The following is an 18,579-nucleotide window of genomic DNA, read 5'->3' as shown; positions in this document are numbered from 1 at the left end:
TCCGAAGCGGCCACTCGGCCCTCTGCTATTCCGACCAGATCGCGACGTCGACCGGGCCGAGCATGCGGCCGCCGACATGGAAGGTTGCGTTGGAAGACGCCGGCACGTCCACGGCGGTCTTGCCGTAGTTGAAGGCGAAGGTGAGCTTGCCGCGGCGGGTGATGCGCAGGTCGCCGAGATCCGCCAGCGCTTCGACCGAAGCCCAGCCGAGCGCATCGCCGATCACCTTGTCGAGCAATTCGCCGCGGGCGCCGGTTGCCATATAGCGCGCCTTGTCGTTGCCGACGAGCGCCGGGGCACCGTTGCGGTAGTCGCCCTCGAAGGTCGCAAGCACGGTTTCGCTGGTGCGGACCGTTTCGCGCCAGACGCCGGCTGGATAGGTCTCGTTGCCGTAGAGCACGCTCTCACCGTGGAATTCCGGCAGCGACTCGACGCGGGCGACGCTGACGTCGATCAGCGATGCGAGCGGTCCCGGCGGCAGGCCCTCGGGAATATGCATGTCCTCGGTCTTGCTGCCGCTGCGCGGTCCGAAAAGCACCTTGGCGCCAGAGGCCGCAAGCTTCTGAACGAAGGCTTGATCCGGAATGACAAGGTCCGGCGCCAGCACGAGCTGGTAGCCGTCGAGGTCCGAGTGCTGGCCGATGATATCGACGTCGACGCCGAGGCGGGCAACGGTCGAATACCAGTCGAGCGCGATCTGCGACGCCAGATAGGTGCGGCCCTGCGGCAGAGCTCGTGTCGCCCAGCGCGAATTGTAGTCGAGCAGGAACGCGACCTTGGCCTTCTCGCGACGTTCGCCCTTGGGCAGGCGCTTCATCTCTTCGGCCACCTGCGCGACTTCGAGATAACCCTGGTCCGCTTCGCTGTTCGGCAACAGCAGGCCGGCATGGAACTGCTCCTGCGCAAACGGCACCTGCCGCCAGCGGAAATAGGAGACCATGTCGACGCCATGGGCATAGGCGAGCCAGGTCCACAGCCGCACCATGCCATCAGCCGGCGACTGGTTGTGCGACGCCCAGTTCACCGGGCCCGGCTGCTGCTCCATCACCCAGACGCGGCCATTGCCGACGGCGCGGTAAAGATCGTGGTTGAAGGCCGGCTGGTCCGGATCGCCGACGCGCAGATACCGGCCCTTGTCTTCCGACGAAAGACGGCCGTTGAGCAATCCACCCATCGGATAGACGTCCCAGGAGGCGATATCGATGTCTTCACCGACCTTGTAATGATCGAAGTCGGTGTTCTGCGACATGAAATTGTGCGTCACCGGCCGGCCAGGCGAATGCTTGCGGATGATGTCGACCTGCGCCTTGTTGAAGCTCTTCACCTGGTCGGAGGAGAAGCGGATGTAGTCGACGATATGGGTCGGGCTCGGCTCTTCCACGAGGTTGTTCGGAAGCTCGATCTCGTCGAAGCTTAGATAGTTCATCGCCCAGAAGGCCGTGCCCCAGGCGCGGTTCAGCTCCTCGACCGAGCCATAGCGGGCCTCGAGCCATTCGCGGAAAGCGCGCAACGCCTCGTCGGAATAGCTGTAGATCGTGTCGTGGTCGCCGTACTCGTTATCGGTCTGCCAGGCATGGACAAAAGCATTGTTGCCGTAACGCTCGGCCATGGCTTCAGAGATGCGCGCGGCCTCGGTGCGGTAGCGGCGGCTGGAGAAGCAGTAGTGGCGGCGGGCGCCGAACTTGCGCACCACGCCCTTGACGTCGACGGGCAGGATATCCGGGTAGCGATCGATCAGCCACTTCGGCGGTGCGGCGGTCGGCGTTCCCAGAATGACCTTGAGGCCGGCCTTGCCGAGCACCTCAATGGCGTCGTCCAGCCATTCCCAATGGAACTCGCCCGACCGGGGCTCGATCTTCGCCCAGGCGAACTCGCCGATGCGCACCCAGGCAAGGCCGAGCTCGACCATGCGGCGGGCGTCCTCTTCCCATTTTTCGCGCGGCCACTGCTCCGGATAGTAGCAGACGCCGAGTTCCAGCATGTCGGTCTGCTGCTCTTTGGCGTTGAAGCGGTTCGATCTCGTCAGGGGCATGTGCACGGTCCGGTCCTTCGTCATGTCTTACGGCCGGTTGGGTCCAGCCTCGGGTTTTGTCAGTATGGCCTCAAATATAAACGTTTATATTCAAAGGCATGAATGAGCGCCCTGCACGGGCGCGAAGTTCGTCAACGGTTCGGGTTCAGGCGGTCGTCGCAGCGCTCGATCAGGTTCGGCATGAGCAGCGTCTGCAGCGCCTCCGGCGGCTCGCCTTCCATTCGCCTGAGGATATAGGCGCCGAGCAGGCTGCTCGGCTCGCTGATCGGCAGGTAATAGGTGGTGATCGGCGGCGCGAAATACTGGCTGACATTGAGATCGTCGGTGGCGTTGATCACGGCGTCACGCCCGTGCACCAGACCACGCTCGTGGAAACCGGAGAAGGCACCGAGTGCGGAGGCTTCGTTGGCGCAGATATAGGCGGTCGGCGGATTGCTGAGCTCGGACATGGTCAACACGTTCTCGCGGCCGAAGGCCGGCGTCAGGCGGCCATGAGCGACGAGCGCCGGATCGTAGGGAAGCCCCGCGACTTCGAGCGCGTGTTTGTAGGCTTCGAGCCGCGTGATGCCGTAGCTCAGGTCCGACAGCGGGTTGAGCAGCGCGATGCGACGATGGCCGCGCTCCGTAAGCCGCGCCATCGACACCCGGATCATCTGCTCGTTGTCCGCATCGACATAGGCATGCGGCGCATTGTGAATGCTGGTGCCGTAAGTGACGAAGGGGAAATCCGCCGCCTGCATGGTGCGAATGCGCGGATCGTCGGCGCGCGTTCCAGAGATGATGATGCCGTCAGCCTTCTTCAGCGACACGATCTGCTTGATGACCGCCTGGCTCTCCTCGAAATTGCGCACAGCATAGAGCGAGACGCGATAGGGGCTGTCTTCGAGCGCCCAGGAAATGCCGCTCAGGAGCTGGGCGTATTCGACGCCTTCCCATTCGTTCTGCTTCGGGCCAGGCGCGGTCATGATGGCGGCGACCTGATAGGTCTTGCCGGTGCGCAGTTGCACGCCGTGCATGTTGAGCTCATAGCCGACGCGCTCGGCCGCCTCGATCACGATCGCGCGCGTCTCCGGGCGAACCTGAGGCGAATGCTTCAGGGCCTTGGAAACGGTGGCGATGGAAAGCCCCGTCTCCTGCGCAATGGTCTTGATCGTCGGTCTCTGCATGGCGGTTCTGCTCGTCACGGGCTGTTGGCGCTGAGCGATGCTGCCAGCACAAGATAGACTGCGGATGTCCAGGCGAATGCGCGATCGCGAAGGCCCCTCCCCGAGCGCGCGTCGAAGTTTTCGGCCATACCGCTTTTGCTCGCCAGTGAACAGAACTTTTCCGCGACCTCGTTGGCCAGTTCAATCTCCCCTTGCTGGCGCAGCCCATCCCAGAGGAGCATCGTGGTCGGCGCCCAGATCGGGCCGCGCCAGTAGCCGTCGTCCTCGTAGAAGGAACTCTTCGGGCTCTCGGTCGCCGGTCCCCATTCGGTGATGAAGTCGCCGGCGACGAGCCGCGCCACAAGCTTCTCGCGCATGTCGGGCGTCAGACGTGTTCCCAGCAGCAGCGGCATGAACTGGATGAGGTTTTCGCCCGGCAAGATCCGCTCTGGATCCGCAGCGAGCCGAGCGCCAAAGGTTTCGCCGGTCCACAGACGTTCAAACAGCAGCGCCTGCAGGTCTGCAGCCTTCTGCCGCCACATCGCCCGGCGCTCTCCATCGTCTTCGAGAAGATCGGCCAGCGCCTCGCAGGCAAGGATCAGGAACACGGGCAGATCCGGCGAGATCACCGGGCCGCCTTCGGCAAAGAAGGTGGCGTTGTCCCAGCCGCTGTCGTTGCCGTGGAAATAGGACGGCAGGCTCGTCGCATCCCTGCGGCCATAGGTCAGCCAGTAGTCCACCTGCTTGCCGATAGCGTCGCGCAGGTATGCCTTTCGCTCTGCCGTCAGGAAGCTCGGATCGGCAGCCGCAATCAGCGAGACGGCCCAGCCATGCACCGGCGGCTTGGTGAAGGCGAAGAGCACGTCGCGGTCGTTGATATAATCCGGCAACAGGCCGGAGGCGTCCTGATGGTCGAAGATTGCTGCGAACTGGTCGAAGGCGAGATCCGGGTCGAAGGCGGCAACGCCGAGGGCGGAAAAGGCGTTGTCCCAGCTCCAGATGTTGATCATGTGGTTCTTGGACATGTAGATCGCCGGCCGCGTCAGCGCGCCGCCGGCGGGCACGCCGTTCGCCCAGAGCAGATAGCTCGCCAGCCCGTGCGCTTCGTCCTGGCCGTCGACACCGCTGGGAACGCGCGCATGCCATTCTGAGAACTCGGCCGTCGCATCCGCGAGCGCTTCTGCGAAGCGGCCGGGACGGTCAACAGGCGGCACGGTGCGGAAGAAATCGACATTGCCCTCGAAAGCCGCGGTCCCCGAGAAGGCGAATGACACGTCTTCGGAATGATCGCGCTGCCAGGCGCCGGTGACCTTCAGGTCGCCGGTGATCGCCCGCGGGATGAACTTGACGTTCTCGACCGCGGCAACGAGGCAATCCTCACCGGTCGGGGTGCGGTAGACATAATCGTAACGCGAGCCTTCGAGGTGGAAACGCACGCCGGCTTGCCTGCCGGATATGTGCAGCCGCTCCCCTTCGCCGATGACGAAGGTGATTTCGCCCTCGCCGATGCGAGCATCGAGCCGTTCCGGGGAAAGCACGAGCACAGGCGTCACGGTCGCACCCGCCGCATCGAGAAATTCGACGCGGCAGAGGCGACCAAGCGACGGCCGCTCATCACCGCCGGCGACGTGGCGCAGATAAAGCGCCCGCTCGCCGTCGCGGCCCGGCACCCGCATCATCGAGAGCGTCAGGAACCGGCCCCTGCGGCTGAAGGGGACATACTCGATATCGAACAGCATGCCCTTATCCCTTCACCGACGAGCCGACCGCGCCATCCATGATGTAGCGCTGGGCGACGAAGAAGAGCGCGAGCGGCGGCAGGCAGAGGATCACCGTGATCGCGGCGATCGAGGTCACGTCCACCTCGTGCAGGCCCTTGAACATCGAAAGCCCGAGGGTCAGCGTGTATTTCGACTGGTCGTTGAGGAAGATCAATGGGCCGAGATAGTCGTTCCAGGCGTTCATGAAGTGGAAGGTGCCGACCAGCACCAGCGCCGGCATCATCAGCGGCAGATGGATGCGCCAGTAGATGTCGAAGGCGTTGGCGCCGTCCATGCGCGCCGCCTCGTCGATTTCGACAGGTACGGTCATGATGTACTGGCGAAGCAGGAACACGAAGAAGGCATCGGCGAAATAGGCGGGCACGATCAAAGGCTTCAGCGTGTTGATCCAGCCGAGCAGGTTGAACTCCATGTAGAGCGGGATCATCTTCACGTCCCACGGGATCATCATCGTCGCGAGCAACAGGATGAACAGCGGGTCGCGGCCGGGGAAGCGGAAACGGGCAAAGCCATAGGCAACCAGCGACGAGGAGATCAACTGGCCGATCGTCGACAGCACCACCACGATCAGCGAGTTGGTGAGATAGGTGCCGAAGGGCTGCTTGTTCCAGGCGGCGGCGAAATTCTCCCAGTGCCATTCGGAGGGCCAGAAGACCGGCGGGAACTGGTAGAGTTCGGCCGAGCTTTTGATCGCCGTCATGAAGGTCCAGTAGAACGGCGCGATGAACAGCGCCGAGAGCAGGATGAGCGCGGAATAGAGCAGCGTCTTACGCATTGCGTTCTCCATCGTTCTCGCGGACTTCGCCTTCGTAATAGACCCAGGCGGCCGACCAGCGCATGACGCCGAGGCTGAGAAGCAGCACGATGATGAACATCACCCAGGAGCCGGCGGCGGCATAACCCATGTCGAAGTATTTGAAGGCGTTGTCGTAGATGTACATGGCGAAGAAATAGGTGGAGCCGAGCGGCCCGCCCTTGGTCAGGAGCAGCGCGATCGTCAACTGCTGGAAGGCGGAGATGATCGAGGTGATGAAGGTGAAGAGCAGCATCGGCCCGAGCATCGGCAGGGTGATGAACACCATCTGCGCCCAGCCGGGAACGCCCGAAACGGTTGCCGCTTCATAGAGTTCCTTCGGGATGGCTTTCAGGCCTGTCAGAAGGATCAGCATGGTGCCGCCAAGCCCCCAGAGGCTGGCGATGATGATCGCGACGATCGCCAGGTTCGGATCGCCGAGCCAGTTTGGCCCGTCGATGCCGATGAAGGACAGCATGAAGTTCAAAAGGCCGTATTCCCGGCTGTAGATCCAGCTCCAGATCGTCACCAGTGCGACGCCGGAAATGACGCTCGGCAGGTAAAAGGCGGTGCGGAAGAAGCCGCTGGCAAAAGTGATGTGATGCAGCATCAGCGCCAGCAGGAACGACATGACGATGTTGAACGGCACGTAGATCGCCGCAAACTTCACCGTGATCCAGAGGCTCTCCCAGAACTGCGGGTCCTCGAACAGCATGGAACGGTAGTTCTCGAGCCCGACGAAGGTGCGCTCGCCGACGACAGGCCAGTCGTAGAAGCTCATCGTCAAGGAAAAGACGAGCGGGCCGAGCGTGAAGAACAGGAACCCGAGGATCCACGGGGAGATGAACAGATAGGGCGCTGCATAGCGCGCGATGGCGGAGCGCTTGCGCCTTGCCACCTGAGGCTCTGCACCGGCATAGGTCATATCCATCTCCCCGTACTCCCTTTTCTTACTTGATCAGTCGCTTCGAGCGGGCGACCGCCTCGTCGAGATGCTGCTTGGCATTGCCCTGGTCGATCATCGTCGCCTCGATGGCACGGGCGAGATTGTCCTGAACCTTGCCCCAGTTGGCGTTCTTCAGGAACGCGTGGGTCTCGGTGTTGGACGTCGCGAGGATGTCGAAGAAGGGCTTGTAGATCGGGTCCTTGGTCATGCCCTTCTCTTCCGCGACGCTGGTGCGCACCGGCAGGTCGTTGATGCGCATGGCAACAGCTTCCGGCGACGAGAAGAACTTGACGAATTCCCAGGCGAGGTCCGGATGGGCCGCATCCTTGGCGATCGAGATCGCCGAAACGCCGAGTGCGGAATGGGCGGTCTTGTCGCCAAACTTCGGCAGCGGCGCCACGCCATACTTGATGCCGGAGGCGTCGATGCCGGACTTCGACCACATGGCGCTCTGGAACATGGCGATCTTGCCGCCCTTGAAGAGCGTGCTGCCCGACGTGTCGTCGCCGAGGTTGAGCGTGATCGCTTCCTGCTTCTTGGCCATATCGCCGAACATGTCGAGCACCTCAGCGGCCGCATCGCTGTTCATGTAGCCGTCGATCTTTTTGCCGTCGTCGGAGATGTATTTGGTGCCGTTCGACCAGAGGAACTGCTCGAAGTCGTACGGGTCGGGCTTGGCGTCAACGGCAAAGCCGTAAACCTTGTTTGGCTCGTCACGGAACTTGGCGGCCTTGGCGCGCAGGTCGTCCCAGGTCCAGCCGTCCTTCGGCTCCTCGACGCCGGCCTTGGCGAACATGTCCTTGTTGTAGAACACAACTTGCGTGGTGAAGCCCGACGGCATGCCGTAGGTCTTGCCCTCGACACGAACCGTGTTCATCAGGCCCTTCGGGAAATCGTCCGGCTTGATCTCGGCTGCGTCCTTGGCGATCAGATCGTCGAGCGGCTTCAGCGAGGTGTAGTACTGCGGGAAATTCCACATATACATGACATCAGGCGGGTTGCCGGCGCCAAAGGCGGCGATCAGCTTCTGATCGTAGCCATCGGCATAGGGCTCCACCTGGACCTTCACGCCCGGGTGCTTTTCCTCGAATTTCTTGGCGATTTCCTGCTGGATCGCCAGGCTTTCGTCCGTGTCCCAGGTCGCAAAACGCAAGGTCTCTTCCGCGCGGGCCGTGGCGGTTCCGGCCATCGCCAGAACCATCAGCGAGCCGATGATCGACTTCCTGTTGAGCATGCTTCTCCTCCTCGTTCGGGTTACGCGACCCGCTTTGCCTTTTCCTGATTGATCAGCGCCTGCGTCTCGACATCGAGCCTGCGCGCGACCGCCTGGCCATCGCCGTCAAACAGATGGCAGTGCTCGGCCGGCAGGCGCAGATGCACGCGTTCGCGTGCCGACACCGGATGCGTGCCGCGCACGACGGCGGTCATGTCGCCGCCATTTGCAAGGCTGATATGGACATGGCTCTCAGTCCCGAGTCGCTCGACCAGCCGAACGTCGCCAACGAGATGACCTCGCTCGGCCGAAACCAGTTCGATCTTGTCCGGGCGAATGCCGAGCGTCACCGACTTCGGCTTGGCAACAGGGGCTACAGTTTGCATTTCGAGCGTCAGCGGATGGGCGAGACCGCCGCCATTGAGCGTCACCGATGCATCGACCTGCCCGGTCACTTCGGTCTTGACGAAATTCATCCGCGGCGAACCGATGAAGCCGGCGACGAACAGGTTTGCCGGCTGGTAGAACAGTTCGAGCGGTGTGCCGAACTGGCTGACCTTGCCCTTGTCGAGCACGACAACCCGATCAGACAGCGTCATCGCCTCGACCTGGTCGTGGGTGACATAGATCATCGTCACGCCGAGCCGCTCGTGCAGCGCGGCCAACTCGACGCGCATGGTGACGCGCAAGCCCGCATCGAGGTTCGACAGCGGCTCGTCGAGCAGGAAGAGTTTCGGCTCGCGCACGATGGCGCGGCCGATCGCCACGCGCTGGCGCTGGCCGCCCGAGAGCTGGCGCGGCTTGCGGGCCAGCAGCTCCTTGATGCGCAAGATGTCGGCGGCGTTGTCGACACGCCGATCGATCTCGTCGCGCTTCATGCCGTTCAGCGCCAGACCGAAGGAGAGGTTCTTTCGCACGTTCATGTGCGGATAAAGCGCGTAGTTCTGGAAGACCATGGCAATGTCGCGCTTGGCCGAGGCGACATCGGTGATGTCGCGGTCGCCAAGACGGATCGAACCGCCATCCAACTCCTCAAGACCGGCGATCGAGCGCAGCAGCGTGCTCTTGCCACAGCCGGACGGACCGAGAAAGCAGACGAACTCGCCATCGGCGATATCGAGGTTGATACCCTTCAAGACTTCAAGCGAACCGAAGCCTTTGCGCAAATTGTCGATGCGGATCGCTGCCAACGGGCCCTCCCTGCCGGCGGAGCGCTGTAACGGTGACCAAAGGTCGGCGTTCAGCGACTAGTTAAACGTTTATATGCACGATAAAAACGTTTAACTTTGTTGTAAAGCGGAAAATCACTTCAGCCGGATTTTGCTGTTGAGGGCCACTGGCAATAGCAAAACGGCCGCCCGAAGGCGGCCGTTTTTGGTGTTTTATCTCAGACGCTTAGACGTCCGAGTGTCTCGTCGAGCGCATTGAGGAAGCGATCGCAATCCTCGACGCTGAAGGGCGCCGGCGGCTTCACCTTCAGCACATTGTGGTGCGGCCCCTCGCTGCTCAAGAGAATGCGGTGCTTGCGCTTCATCTCGGCGATGACGAAATCGAGCTCGCATGCGGCGGGCTCCAGCGTCTCGCGGTTGCGCACCAGCTCGATGCCGTTGAAGAGGCCATGGCCGCGGACATCGCCGATGATCGGATGTTTTGCTGCAAGCACCCGCGCGCCATCCATCAGCCTGTCGCCGACGACGCGGCAATGGTGCATCAGCCGCTCGTCGCGGATAACGTCGAGCACGGCGAGACCGATTTCCGCGGAAACCGGATTACCGCCGAAGGTGTTGAAATACTCCATGCCGTTGGCAAAGGACGCAGCGATTGCCTCCGTGGTGACGACGGCCGCCATGGGGTGGCCGTTGCCGATCGGCTTGCCCATGGTGACGATATCCGGCGTAACGCCCTGCAGTTCGTGCGCCCACATGTGGCTGCCGACGCGGCCGAAGCCGACCTGCACCTCGTCGGCAAGGCAGAGCCCTCCGGCGGCGCGCACATGCGCATAGGCTTCGCGCAGGTACCCGTCCGGCAGCGACAGCTGTCCGCCGGTGCCGAGAATGCCCTCGCTGAAAAACAGCGCCGGGCGACGGCCCTCCGCGGCGAGGGCTTCGATCTGGCTTCGCACGTCCTCGGCATACTTCCGGCCCGCATCGACATCGCCGTAGCGATAGCGCCCGCGGTAGAGGTCGGGCATCTCGGCGACCTTCACATGCGCCGCCTGGCCTTCCCCGCCCTTGCCGGCGAATTTGTAGGGGCTGACGTCGATGAGGCTCGACAGATGGCCGTGATAGGCGTGATCGACGGTGATGATATCGCGGTTGCCGGTATAGGCGCGCGCCAGCCGGATCGCGAGGTCGTTCGCCTCGCTGCCGGAATTGACGAAGAAGCAGACGTTCAGCGGATCCGGGAACTGGGCGGCGAGCCGGCGCGAATACTCGACCAGCGAATCGTGCAGATAACGCGAATTGGTGTTGAGTATTTGCATCTGCGCCTGCGCGGCCTTGACGACGCGCGGGTGGCAATGGCCGACGTGGCAGACATTGTTGACCATGTCGAGCCAGCGCGTGCCGTCCTCGTCGATCAGATGCGCACCTTCGCCGCCAACGATCTTCAAGGGGGTGGCGCTATAGGCGATGCTCAACGACCGGCCGATGCGGCGATGGCGTTCACGCACCAGAAACGCTTTGTCGCGCGGCACGATCACCGACACCGGAACCGAAAGGCCAAGCACGACGCTCGGATCCGGGCTCACCTCGCGCCAGACCTGCCATTGGTCGCCAACGCCGACGCCATGCATCTGTCCGCCAAGACCGAGATGATCGGTGACGACCTGGAAATGCAGATGCGGCGCCCAGTTGCCGTTTTCGTCAGCGGAACCGAAGGTGACAAAAACCTCGCCCTTGGCGATCGCCTGCCCATCGGTGAGCTTGGCAACGCTGTCGCGTGACAGGTGACCGTAAAGCGTCCAGAAGCGAACGCCGTTTTCGATCTCGTGCTCGAGAAGCACGGTCGGGCCGAAACCGTAGGCGACCGCGTCGTCGTGAATGAAGGCGACCTTGCCGGCAAAGGGCGCCGAGACCGGCTCGCCCGCCGGCGCGAAGATATCGACGCCGAGATGGACCGAGCGCCGCGCGCCCTCTATCGCCGTCTCGTAAGCGTCACCCTGATAGATGCCACGATCCTCGCCATAAAGGCCGATGCCGAAGGCGGCACGCTCGCTGCCGATCTGGGCCATGATACGGGCTTCGGCTTCCGCCGCGTCGAGGTTTGCCCATTGCGCGGCTTCAGATCCCGAGGCTGAGAAATCGAACACCGTCACCTTCGGCTTTTCGACCGAGGGCTGAACGATCGGCGCGAAGTCATGCGCGTTCTTTTCGAGCCAGCGAACGACGGCGGCGGCCTGCGGGATCGGTGCGAAACCGCAGGCGTCGCGGATGCGCGCGATGGCGATTGCGCGGTTCTCGCCCTGCAGGCGATTGAGTTCGCGCCAGACGTCCTCCTGGCTGACGAGCAGATAGGTATTTTCGGGATTGTCGCGGATCTGCTTTGCCGCCATGCACATGCTGACGGCGTAGCGGGTCACGACCAGATCGAAGACCAGTTCGATTTCCGTTTCGCTCAACGGATTGACCTGGTGGTAGGCACCGGCAAGGGCTGCGATCGTGCCGACAGGATCGGCAGTGCCGATCAGCGCATAGGCGGAAGCGACGGCGATCTCGATCACCCGCCAGGTCTCGACCATATCGCCGAAGTCGAGCAGACCGCTGACGGTTCCGTCCTTGTCGAGCAGCACGTTATAGTCGTTGGCGTCGTTGTGAATGACCTGCATCGGGCACGACGCCAGACGCGGAAGCACCGCCGCAGCAAAGCGGTCGAGGATCGCATCGACCGCTTCGCGCTTGTCGTCGCCGTCGATCAGTTCCACATGCTTGCGGTGCATGTCGGCGCGGCCGATGTCCCAGGCATAGAGCCGCTTGGCGCCGGCATGGGAAAAATCTTCGAGACTGCGATCAAGTCCGGCGAGCAGGCGCCCGAGACTTTCGGCGCTTGCCGTATCGCGCCGCGGCGCCTTCGCCCAGATATCGCCCGGCAGCCAGGAGAGAAGCCGTGCGGTGCGCGGACCCCGAAGTTCGACCCGGCTGGCGACACCGCCTGAACGATCACGAAACGCCCGCGAGACCGGCAAGCCCGATGCCTTGGCCGCGAGGTGTTCGAGCACAGCCACCTGCATGTCCAGTTCGTCCGCATCGCCGGCGGCGTGCAGCTTCAGCAGGTACTCCTGGCCATCGGCGGCGGAGACGCGATAGTTGAGATCGTGCTCGCCCGGTAGCGGCGACAGGCTCGCCTCGATGCCGTAGGTCTCGGTGAGCCAGGCCCGGATCGTCGCCAGTTCCTGCTCGGTTCTCAAATCTCTGTCTGCCATAGTCACTGTCCTGTCACCACGAAACCCGGCGCCCGTCATAGGCGCGGAAACTGCCGCTATCGACCAAGCCTGTGCTGTCGATGATCGCCTTCAACCCGGCCGCACTTTGAACCACCGAAACGACGGCGTCGCTGCCGCCCATGTCCGTCTGCACCCAGCCCGGATGCAGCGAAACGACGGAGATCCCGTCGCGCTCCAGATCCTGGGCAAGCTTGACCGTCGCCATGTTCAACGCCGCCTTGGAGCAGCGGTAGGCATAGTCGCCGTCGTCATCGTCGAGCGTGCCTTCGGCGAGCGACCCGGCGCGGCTGCTGATATTGGCGACGACAGTCTGTTTGCCGGCGCGCAGGTTCGCAAGCAGCGCCCGCGTCACCAAGAGCGGCGCCAGCGCATTCACCCGCATCACGTCGAGAAAGTCGCCCGGCTCAAGCGTCGCAAGGCCCCCGACATCGCCGCGCACGGCCGCGTTGTTGATCAGCAAGTCGATCGCGACGCCCTGTAGCGACCGCCCAAGGGCCTCGATTGACGCCGGATCGGCAACATCCAGCGCCAAGCGATCCGCCGAGCCTTCGCTCGAGATCGGCTCCCGCTGGCAGGCGATCACCCGCCAGCCGTCTTCGGCGTAGAGCCGCGCGAGCTCCGCGCCGAGGCCGCGCGAGGTGCCAGTGATCAGCACCGTGCGAGATTTAGCGGTGCTTGATGTCATATTTCCGCTCGACCATGTTGACGAGGCTTGCCGCAGCCAGCGTCAGGAAGATGTAGAAGATTGCCGCCGAGTTGTAGGGTGCAAACGGCAGGAAGCTTGCCGATTGGAACTCGCGCATGCGCTGGGTGATGTCGCGGATCGACAGGATCGACAAGAGCGACGTGTCCTTGAGGATCGCAATCAGTTCGTTGCCGAGCGGCGGGATGATGATGCGGAAGGCCTGCGGCAGCACGACGAGACGCGCCGTCTGCCAGCGGTTGAGACCGATGCTGCGCGCCGCCTCTATCTGGCCGACCGGGATCGCGTTGATGCCCGAGCGGAAGATTTCGGCGAGATAGGCCGAATAGGCGAGCGCCATGGCGACGATGCCGCGCATCAGGTTTGGCGGGTCGAGCACCCCTTGCGTCGCGTCCTTCAGCGCCCCGCTCAAGGGCAGGCCGACATAAAGCACGATCACCAGCATCGGAATGCCGCGGATCGTATCGACGATGAACTCCGAGCCGATCGCCAGAGGATGGCGCTGGTGCAGATAGCCGCCGAAAGTGAGAAGGCCAAGGATGATGGCAAGCACGGCGACGGTGACACCGGCGGCACGGTCGCGGTCGTTGAGCGCCTCGGTTTTCCAGAGGACGGGCATGTCGGCGGGCGCGGAGGCGGCCGGCAGCAGGGCACCTGAAACGCCTTCACCCTTGGCAATCGAGGCGAGAGCCTCGGCCGGGCCGACGAAGGTGCGCACCGGCGTTTCCGTCTGCGGCGCACCGTCATACTGGCCGAAGCGCACGGCGCTGATCAGGCCCGCCGGCGTGTTGGTGATGATGCCGACCTTGCCCTCAAGCGTGCCGGCGAGCACGTAGGTGTCGCGCGGCTGCATCAGGAACCAGCCGGCCGCAACCGCCAGCACAAGGGTGGCAATGGCAAAATAGAGGCTGGTTCTGACGGTCGAATGCAGTTGCAGCAGCCCGACCCAGACAAGGCCCATGAGCGCCGCCAGGATATAGGCTGCGATCGCGGCGCGGATGGTGGTCGCGACCCCGGCCGCAAAGGCGATATGGGCGAAGAGAAAGACGAAGACCAAACCGGCGCCATTGGTGAGACCCAGGATCCAGCGGGCGACGCGACGCGCCTTTCCGTCGGAAGGGGCATCTGGACGGCCGCTGACGAAATGAAGCCCGAGGCCAACCAGCGTGACGGCGAGATAGGCGGGGAACAGCCAGGCTTCGACGCCCTGCACCATCAGGTCCGCGGCTTCCGTCAACTGCCGGGGCGTCACGCCCTTGACGATCAGCGTCGACTTGAATGGATCGACGCCGTTGGCGACGACGGATGCGATGAAGGGGTGAATGTTGTGGCCGATGACGAGAACGGCGGCGGCAGCGAGATTGAGCAGCGCGGCAAAGTTCGCGAGCCGTGGGCGCGGCGCCTTGGCGCGCGAGAACACGAGCACCGCGATGCCCGAGCAAAACGCGATCGCCAGCGCCAGGAAGCCCGGCACGAAGGCCGACGAACCGTTCTCGACGCCGAGGATCGCCCGCAGCGAGCGCTGATAGTCGCCGGAGGAAATGAACAGATAGATGATGAAGGGCAGCGCGGTCAGGATGATCAGATTGCTCGGACGCACGCTTCTCAGGAACGACATTCATTCCTCCGGGGCACAGGACAGACAAACAGACGATCCGGAGCGCAGCACGCTCCGGATCCGATCGATTTCAAAGGCTTACTTGAGGCCCCAGTATTTGCTGATCAGCTGGTCGAGCGTGCCGTCGTCCTTGATCTGCTTCAGGCCCTCGTTGAAGGCCGCGACGTTTTCGTCACCCTTGCGGAAGACGAGACCGAGCGGATCGGATTCGAGATCCTTGATGGCAACGACGAGCTCGCCGGCGAACTCGCGCTCGTAGGCGGCCGCATTGGCGCCGTTGATGACGACGCCGTCGACGTCCTTGTTCTTGAGCGCGATGATCGCGGCGCTGAACGTATCGTAAGCGGCGACGTTCTCCTTGCCGACGACGCTTTCGGCAACCTGGGCGTCGGTGGTGTTGGCCTGGGCCGACAGCTTCCTGCCGGCGTCCTTGAAGGCGTCGAGCGTGATGCCCTGGTCGTCAGCACGCATCAGGACGGCCTGACTGTTGACGATGTAAGGGTCAGAAAAGTCCATCGCCTTCTTGCGTTCCTCGGTGATCGAGACGCCCGACGCGACGAGGTCGAAGCTGCCCTGGTCGAGGGCTGCGAAGATGCCGTCCCAGCCGGTGGTGATGAATTCGGCCTGGCAGTTGATCTTGGCGCAGACGGCATTGACGACATCGACGTCGAAGCCGACAACCTGTCCGGTTGCCGGATCGATGCTTTCCATCGGGGGCGAGGTCGTGTCGGAGCCGACCTTCAAGAGCTTGCCGCCGAGATCGGCGGCGTGCGACACGCTCGAAGCAAGGGCCGCAATGGCCAGGGCAATCATCAGTTTTTTCATGGTTCTCCTCCTTGGATGATTAGTTTTGGATCAGACGGCCGCCGAGATTGTCGGGCTGGCGCTCGATCAACGTCGGCCGGAAGACCTGCCGCAACGCCCCAGGGTCCTCTCCCTCCATGCGGCGCAGCAGGAATTGACCGAGCGTGCGACCGAGCACCTCGATCGGCTGATAGAAAGTGGTGATCGGTGGCGTGAAATAGGCGCTGACATTGATGTCGTCATAGGCGATGACATCGACATCGACGCCGACCTGGCGCCCGAGGCTGCCGAGGCCCGAGAGCACGCCGAGCGTGGTGGATTCGTTGATGCAGACGAAGGCGGTCGGCGCGTCGTCGAATTGCAGGAAATCGATCACCGTCTGCCGTCCGAAATGGGTCGAGAGATCACCCTCGGCAATCAGATCCGTCGGGGCTTCCAGGCCGACCTCGCGAAACGCCCGGACAAAGCCGTCGATCCTGTCGAGCGCGTAGGAAAGCCGCCGTTCCGGATTGACCAGCGCGATCCGCCGGTGGCCGCCGGCGATCAGCCGCGCGGTCGCCGCATGCGCAGCCCATTCGTTGTCGATGTCGACATGGGCATAGTCGAGATCCCCGCGGCAACGTCCCATCGAGACGAAGGGGAAATCCTCGCCGACGAGCAGATCGATGCGCGGATCGTCGGCGAGAATGCCGGAGAAGATCAGACCGTCGGCAAGCCCCTGGTCGACGATGCGGCGCGCCGCATCCGCGCCATCGGCGGCATCGCGGATGACATGCACGGACATGCGGTAGTCGGTGCCTTCGAGCGCCTGACTGATGCCGCTCAGGGTCTGGGTGTATTCGACGCCGTCCCATTCATAGTCGCGCGCCGCGGTCACCGGCATCAGCACGGCCGCCTGAAAACTCTTGCCGGTGCGAAGCGCCATGCCGCGGGCGTTGGCCTGGTAGCCGACTTCGCGTGCCGCCTTGTAGATGATGTCTCTGGTCGCCGGTGCAACCACGGGCGATTCGCGCAGGGCCTTGGAGATCGTGGCAATGGAATAGCCGGTCATCTCCGCCAGGGTCTTGATCGTCGGCGTCGGCGTGCGTCGCGCCCTGTGCATCTCAGTCGCCATGCACCCTCCCAGGCTTAGGCCTTCTCCTGGAGACTAGAGGTAACAGCCAATAAAAACGTTTTCAAGAAAAATAAAAACGTTTTTATTCCTGCCGCACAGCAAACGCTACGCGAAGCCGGACGCGCGTCTGCGTGCCCTGAACAACGGGAGGGGATTGGAACGGTGCGTGCGCGGCCCGCTAGTGAGCGGTGTAGGCGCCATCGACGAGGTGAACGCTTCCCGTGATGAAGCTTGCCTGTTCCGACAGCAGGAAACAGATCAGGGCCGCCACCTCCTGCGGCGTGCCACGGCGTCCCATCGGCTGCAGCGACATCATGCGCCGGCTGCTGGACACGTCGGCATTTTCGCCCGATAGCGGCGTGTCGATCCAGCCGGGCGCCACCGCATTGATGCGGATACCGCTACGGGCGTACTCGATCGCAGCGGCCTTCGTCAGCCCGACCACTGCGTGCTTGGCCGCCGTGTAGGCGGCGGCGGTCGGCAAGGCGACCGAACCGAGAATGGACGTTGTATTTACGATCGCGCCGCCACCCTGCGCCGCCATGGCCGCGATCTCGTATTTCATACAATAGAAAACGCCATGAAGGTTGACGTCCATCAGCGCGTGCCAGCTGTCGATTGGATAGTCGGCGGTTGCCTTGCGAACGCCGTCGATCCCGGCATTGTTGACTGCGAGATGCAGGCCACCACAGGTCTGAACGGCGTAGTTCACCAGCTTTTCAACGGCGGCTGCATCCGCGACATCAAGCGCGACGTGATGGGCCTTGCCTCCATTCGCGCAAATATCTTCAACGACGAGACGCACTGCGTCCGCATCGACATCGGCAGCAATGACTTCCGCGCCCTCGGCCGCGAGTTGCCGGCATACGGCCGCGCCGATTCCTGAACCGGCGCCGGTCACCACAGCGACTTTGCCAGTGAAGCCTAAATTCATACCGTCATTCCAGTTGTCACATTCGACCAATCGAACGTGTGCGATGTCGCAAATCATTTCATGCATTCGATGCGAGGCACAGATTTATCGACCCACCGTCCACAGAAAGACGCGAAAAACACCAGCAATTTTAATGAGATTTCCGAGCACCATTCAGATTCGTCCGCACGAATACATTATTCTTGCGCAGACTTTCCCGCGGAACGTGCAAAAATATCTCCTGTTCCGAACGCATAGGCTGACGCATGGTTTAGTTTGACTGATCGGAACTTTGCCGGCAAATATTGCAATGCTAAAAGCGAGTCGGGGTGTACCATTTTTCTCAGCAGGTAAAGATGGACAATCAGCGCATTACTCGGAGAGCCCTGTTTATCAGCAGCCTTGGCTTGCTGGCCGGGTGCAGTTCAAGCTGGCAGGGCGTTTCGTTCCCATCGCTGTACGGTGGCACACCGGGTGTGGATCCACGCTACCGAAAGAGACACGTCCGGTATGACGGCAAGGAACCGGCCGGAACAATTCTCGTCGATACATCGCAACGCTACCTCTATTCGATCGAAAACGGCGGATGGGCGATGCGTTACGGAATCGGCGTCGGAGAGGAAGGGCTCACACTCAAAGGGCGAGCCATCGTCGGTCGCAAGGCCGAGTGGCCGTCATGGACGCCTACCGCAAGCATGATCCGACGCAAACCGGAACTGGCGCAATACGCCGGCGGCGTTACAGGCGGCCCTCACAACCCTTTGGGCGCGTCGGCTCTATACCTTTATCGCAACGGACAGGACACCAAGTTCCGCCTCCACGGCACGAATGCACCCTGGACTATAGGCCAGGCCGTTTCAAACGGCTGCATACGTCTAACCAATGATGATATAGTCGATCTTTACGCGCGGACACCAATTGGAACTCCGGTATTGATCATTTGATAGCGTACTCTATCTCCCTTCCGTATTGGAGTAGGGCGGGAATGTTCCGAAACACAGTTTGGATTTTGGTAACGATAAAGCGGACAGGGAGTGTGTTCTTTCCGCACTAGGCCGAATCGTGAATTGCTACTA

The 18,579-nt window shown here is 62.6% G+C and carries 14 protein-coding genes; 1 reads left to right on the top strand and 13 read right to left on the bottom strand.

Going from position 1 to position 18,579, the window contains the following annotated elements; all coding sequences use genetic code 11:
- Window positions 1-25: 25 nt before the first annotated feature.
- The 13 genes from M2267_RS17720 to M2267_RS17660 all read right to left on the bottom strand — a co-directional run bounded on the left by M2267_RS17720 (window position 26) and on the right by M2267_RS17660 (window position 17,524).
- Window positions 26-2,038, bottom strand: coding sequence for a beta-galactosidase (locus tag M2267_RS17720; protein ID WP_429115921.1), 2,013 nt, complete (start codon window positions 2,036-2,038; stop codon window positions 26-28).
- Between the two features lie 125 nt (window positions 2,039-2,163).
- Window positions 2,164-3,198: a LacI family DNA-binding transcriptional regulator gene (locus tag M2267_RS17715; RefSeq protein WP_402325034.1), complete on the bottom strand. Its 1,035-nt coding sequence runs from the start codon at window positions 3,196-3,198 to the stop codon at window positions 2,164-2,166.
- Between the two features lie 14 nt (window positions 3,199-3,212).
- Window positions 3,213-4,916, bottom strand: coding sequence for an amylo-alpha-1,6-glucosidase (locus M2267_RS17710; protein ID WP_429115858.1), 1,704 nt, complete (start codon window positions 4,914-4,916; stop codon window positions 3,213-3,215).
- Window positions 4,917-4,920: 4 nt separating this feature from the next.
- On the bottom strand, window positions 4,921-5,733 hold the full coding sequence (locus tag M2267_RS17705; RefSeq protein WP_429115856.1) for a carbohydrate ABC transporter permease: 813 nt from the start codon (window positions 5,731-5,733) through the stop codon (window positions 4,921-4,923).
- Entirely contained in the window at window positions 5,726-6,682 is a 957-nt protein-coding gene (locus M2267_RS17700; RefSeq protein WP_043625690.1) for a carbohydrate ABC transporter permease, read from the bottom strand. Before M2267_RS17700 ends, M2267_RS17705 begins: the two co-directional genes overlap by 8 nt.
- 19 nt (window positions 6,683-6,701) lie before the next feature.
- The gene (locus M2267_RS17695; RefSeq protein ID WP_429115854.1) at window positions 6,702-7,931 is read right to left on the bottom strand and encodes an ABC transporter substrate-binding protein; all 1,230 of its coding nucleotides are present in this window, start codon (window positions 7,929-7,931) and stop codon (window positions 6,702-6,704) included.
- Window positions 7,932-7,951: 20 nt separating this feature from the next.
- Window positions 7,952-9,100 (bottom strand): ABC transporter ATP-binding protein, encoded by a 1,149-nt coding sequence (locus M2267_RS17690; RefSeq protein ID WP_429115852.1) that lies wholly within the window; start codon window positions 9,098-9,100, stop codon window positions 7,952-7,954.
- 197 nt (window positions 9,101-9,297) lie between these two features.
- The gene (locus M2267_RS17685; RefSeq protein ID WP_429115850.1) at window positions 9,298-12,330 is read right to left on the bottom strand and encodes an aminotransferase class III-fold pyridoxal phosphate-dependent enzyme; all 3,033 of its coding nucleotides are present in this window, start codon (window positions 12,328-12,330) and stop codon (window positions 9,298-9,300) included.
- A 13-nt stretch (window positions 12,331-12,343) separates the two neighbouring features.
- Window positions 12,344-13,006, bottom strand: a complete 663-nt coding sequence (locus tag M2267_RS17680; protein WP_043625698.1) for an SDR family oxidoreductase — start codon at window positions 13,004-13,006, stop codon at window positions 12,344-12,346.
- Window positions 13,007-13,016: 10 nt separating this feature from the next.
- Entirely contained in the window at window positions 13,017-14,672 is a 1,656-nt protein-coding gene (locus tag M2267_RS17675; protein WP_429115848.1) for an amino acid ABC transporter permease, read from the bottom strand.
- A 78-nt stretch (window positions 14,673-14,750) separates the two neighbouring features.
- Window positions 14,751-15,497 (bottom strand): transporter substrate-binding domain-containing protein, encoded by a 747-nt coding sequence (locus M2267_RS17670; protein ID WP_429115846.1) that lies wholly within the window; start codon window positions 15,495-15,497, stop codon window positions 14,751-14,753.
- A gap of 19 nt (window positions 15,498-15,516) precedes the next feature.
- Complete coding sequence (locus M2267_RS17665) at window positions 15,517-16,590, bottom strand: LacI family DNA-binding transcriptional regulator (RefSeq protein WP_429115844.1); 1,074 nt, start codon at window positions 16,588-16,590, stop codon at window positions 15,517-15,519.
- A 178-nt stretch (window positions 16,591-16,768) separates the two neighbouring features.
- Window positions 16,769-17,524 (bottom strand): SDR family NAD(P)-dependent oxidoreductase, encoded by a 756-nt coding sequence (locus tag M2267_RS17660; protein WP_043616289.1) that lies wholly within the window; start codon window positions 17,522-17,524, stop codon window positions 16,769-16,771.
- A gap of 335 nt (window positions 17,525-17,859) precedes the next feature.
- Here M2267_RS17660 and M2267_RS17655 point away from each other — a divergent pair, with 335 nt between their 5' ends.
- On the top strand, window positions 17,860-18,447 hold the full coding sequence (locus M2267_RS17655) for a L,D-transpeptidase (protein WP_082006005.1): 588 nt from the start codon (window positions 17,860-17,862) through the stop codon (window positions 18,445-18,447).
- The last annotated feature ends 132 nt before the right edge of the window (window positions 18,448-18,579 follow it).

It is taken from the genome of Ensifer sp. KUDG1, assembly GCF_050434285.1.
Classification (GTDB): domain Bacteria; phylum Pseudomonadota; class Alphaproteobacteria; order Rhizobiales; family Rhizobiaceae; genus Ensifer.
This window is presented reverse-complemented; position numbering and strand designations above follow the sequence as displayed.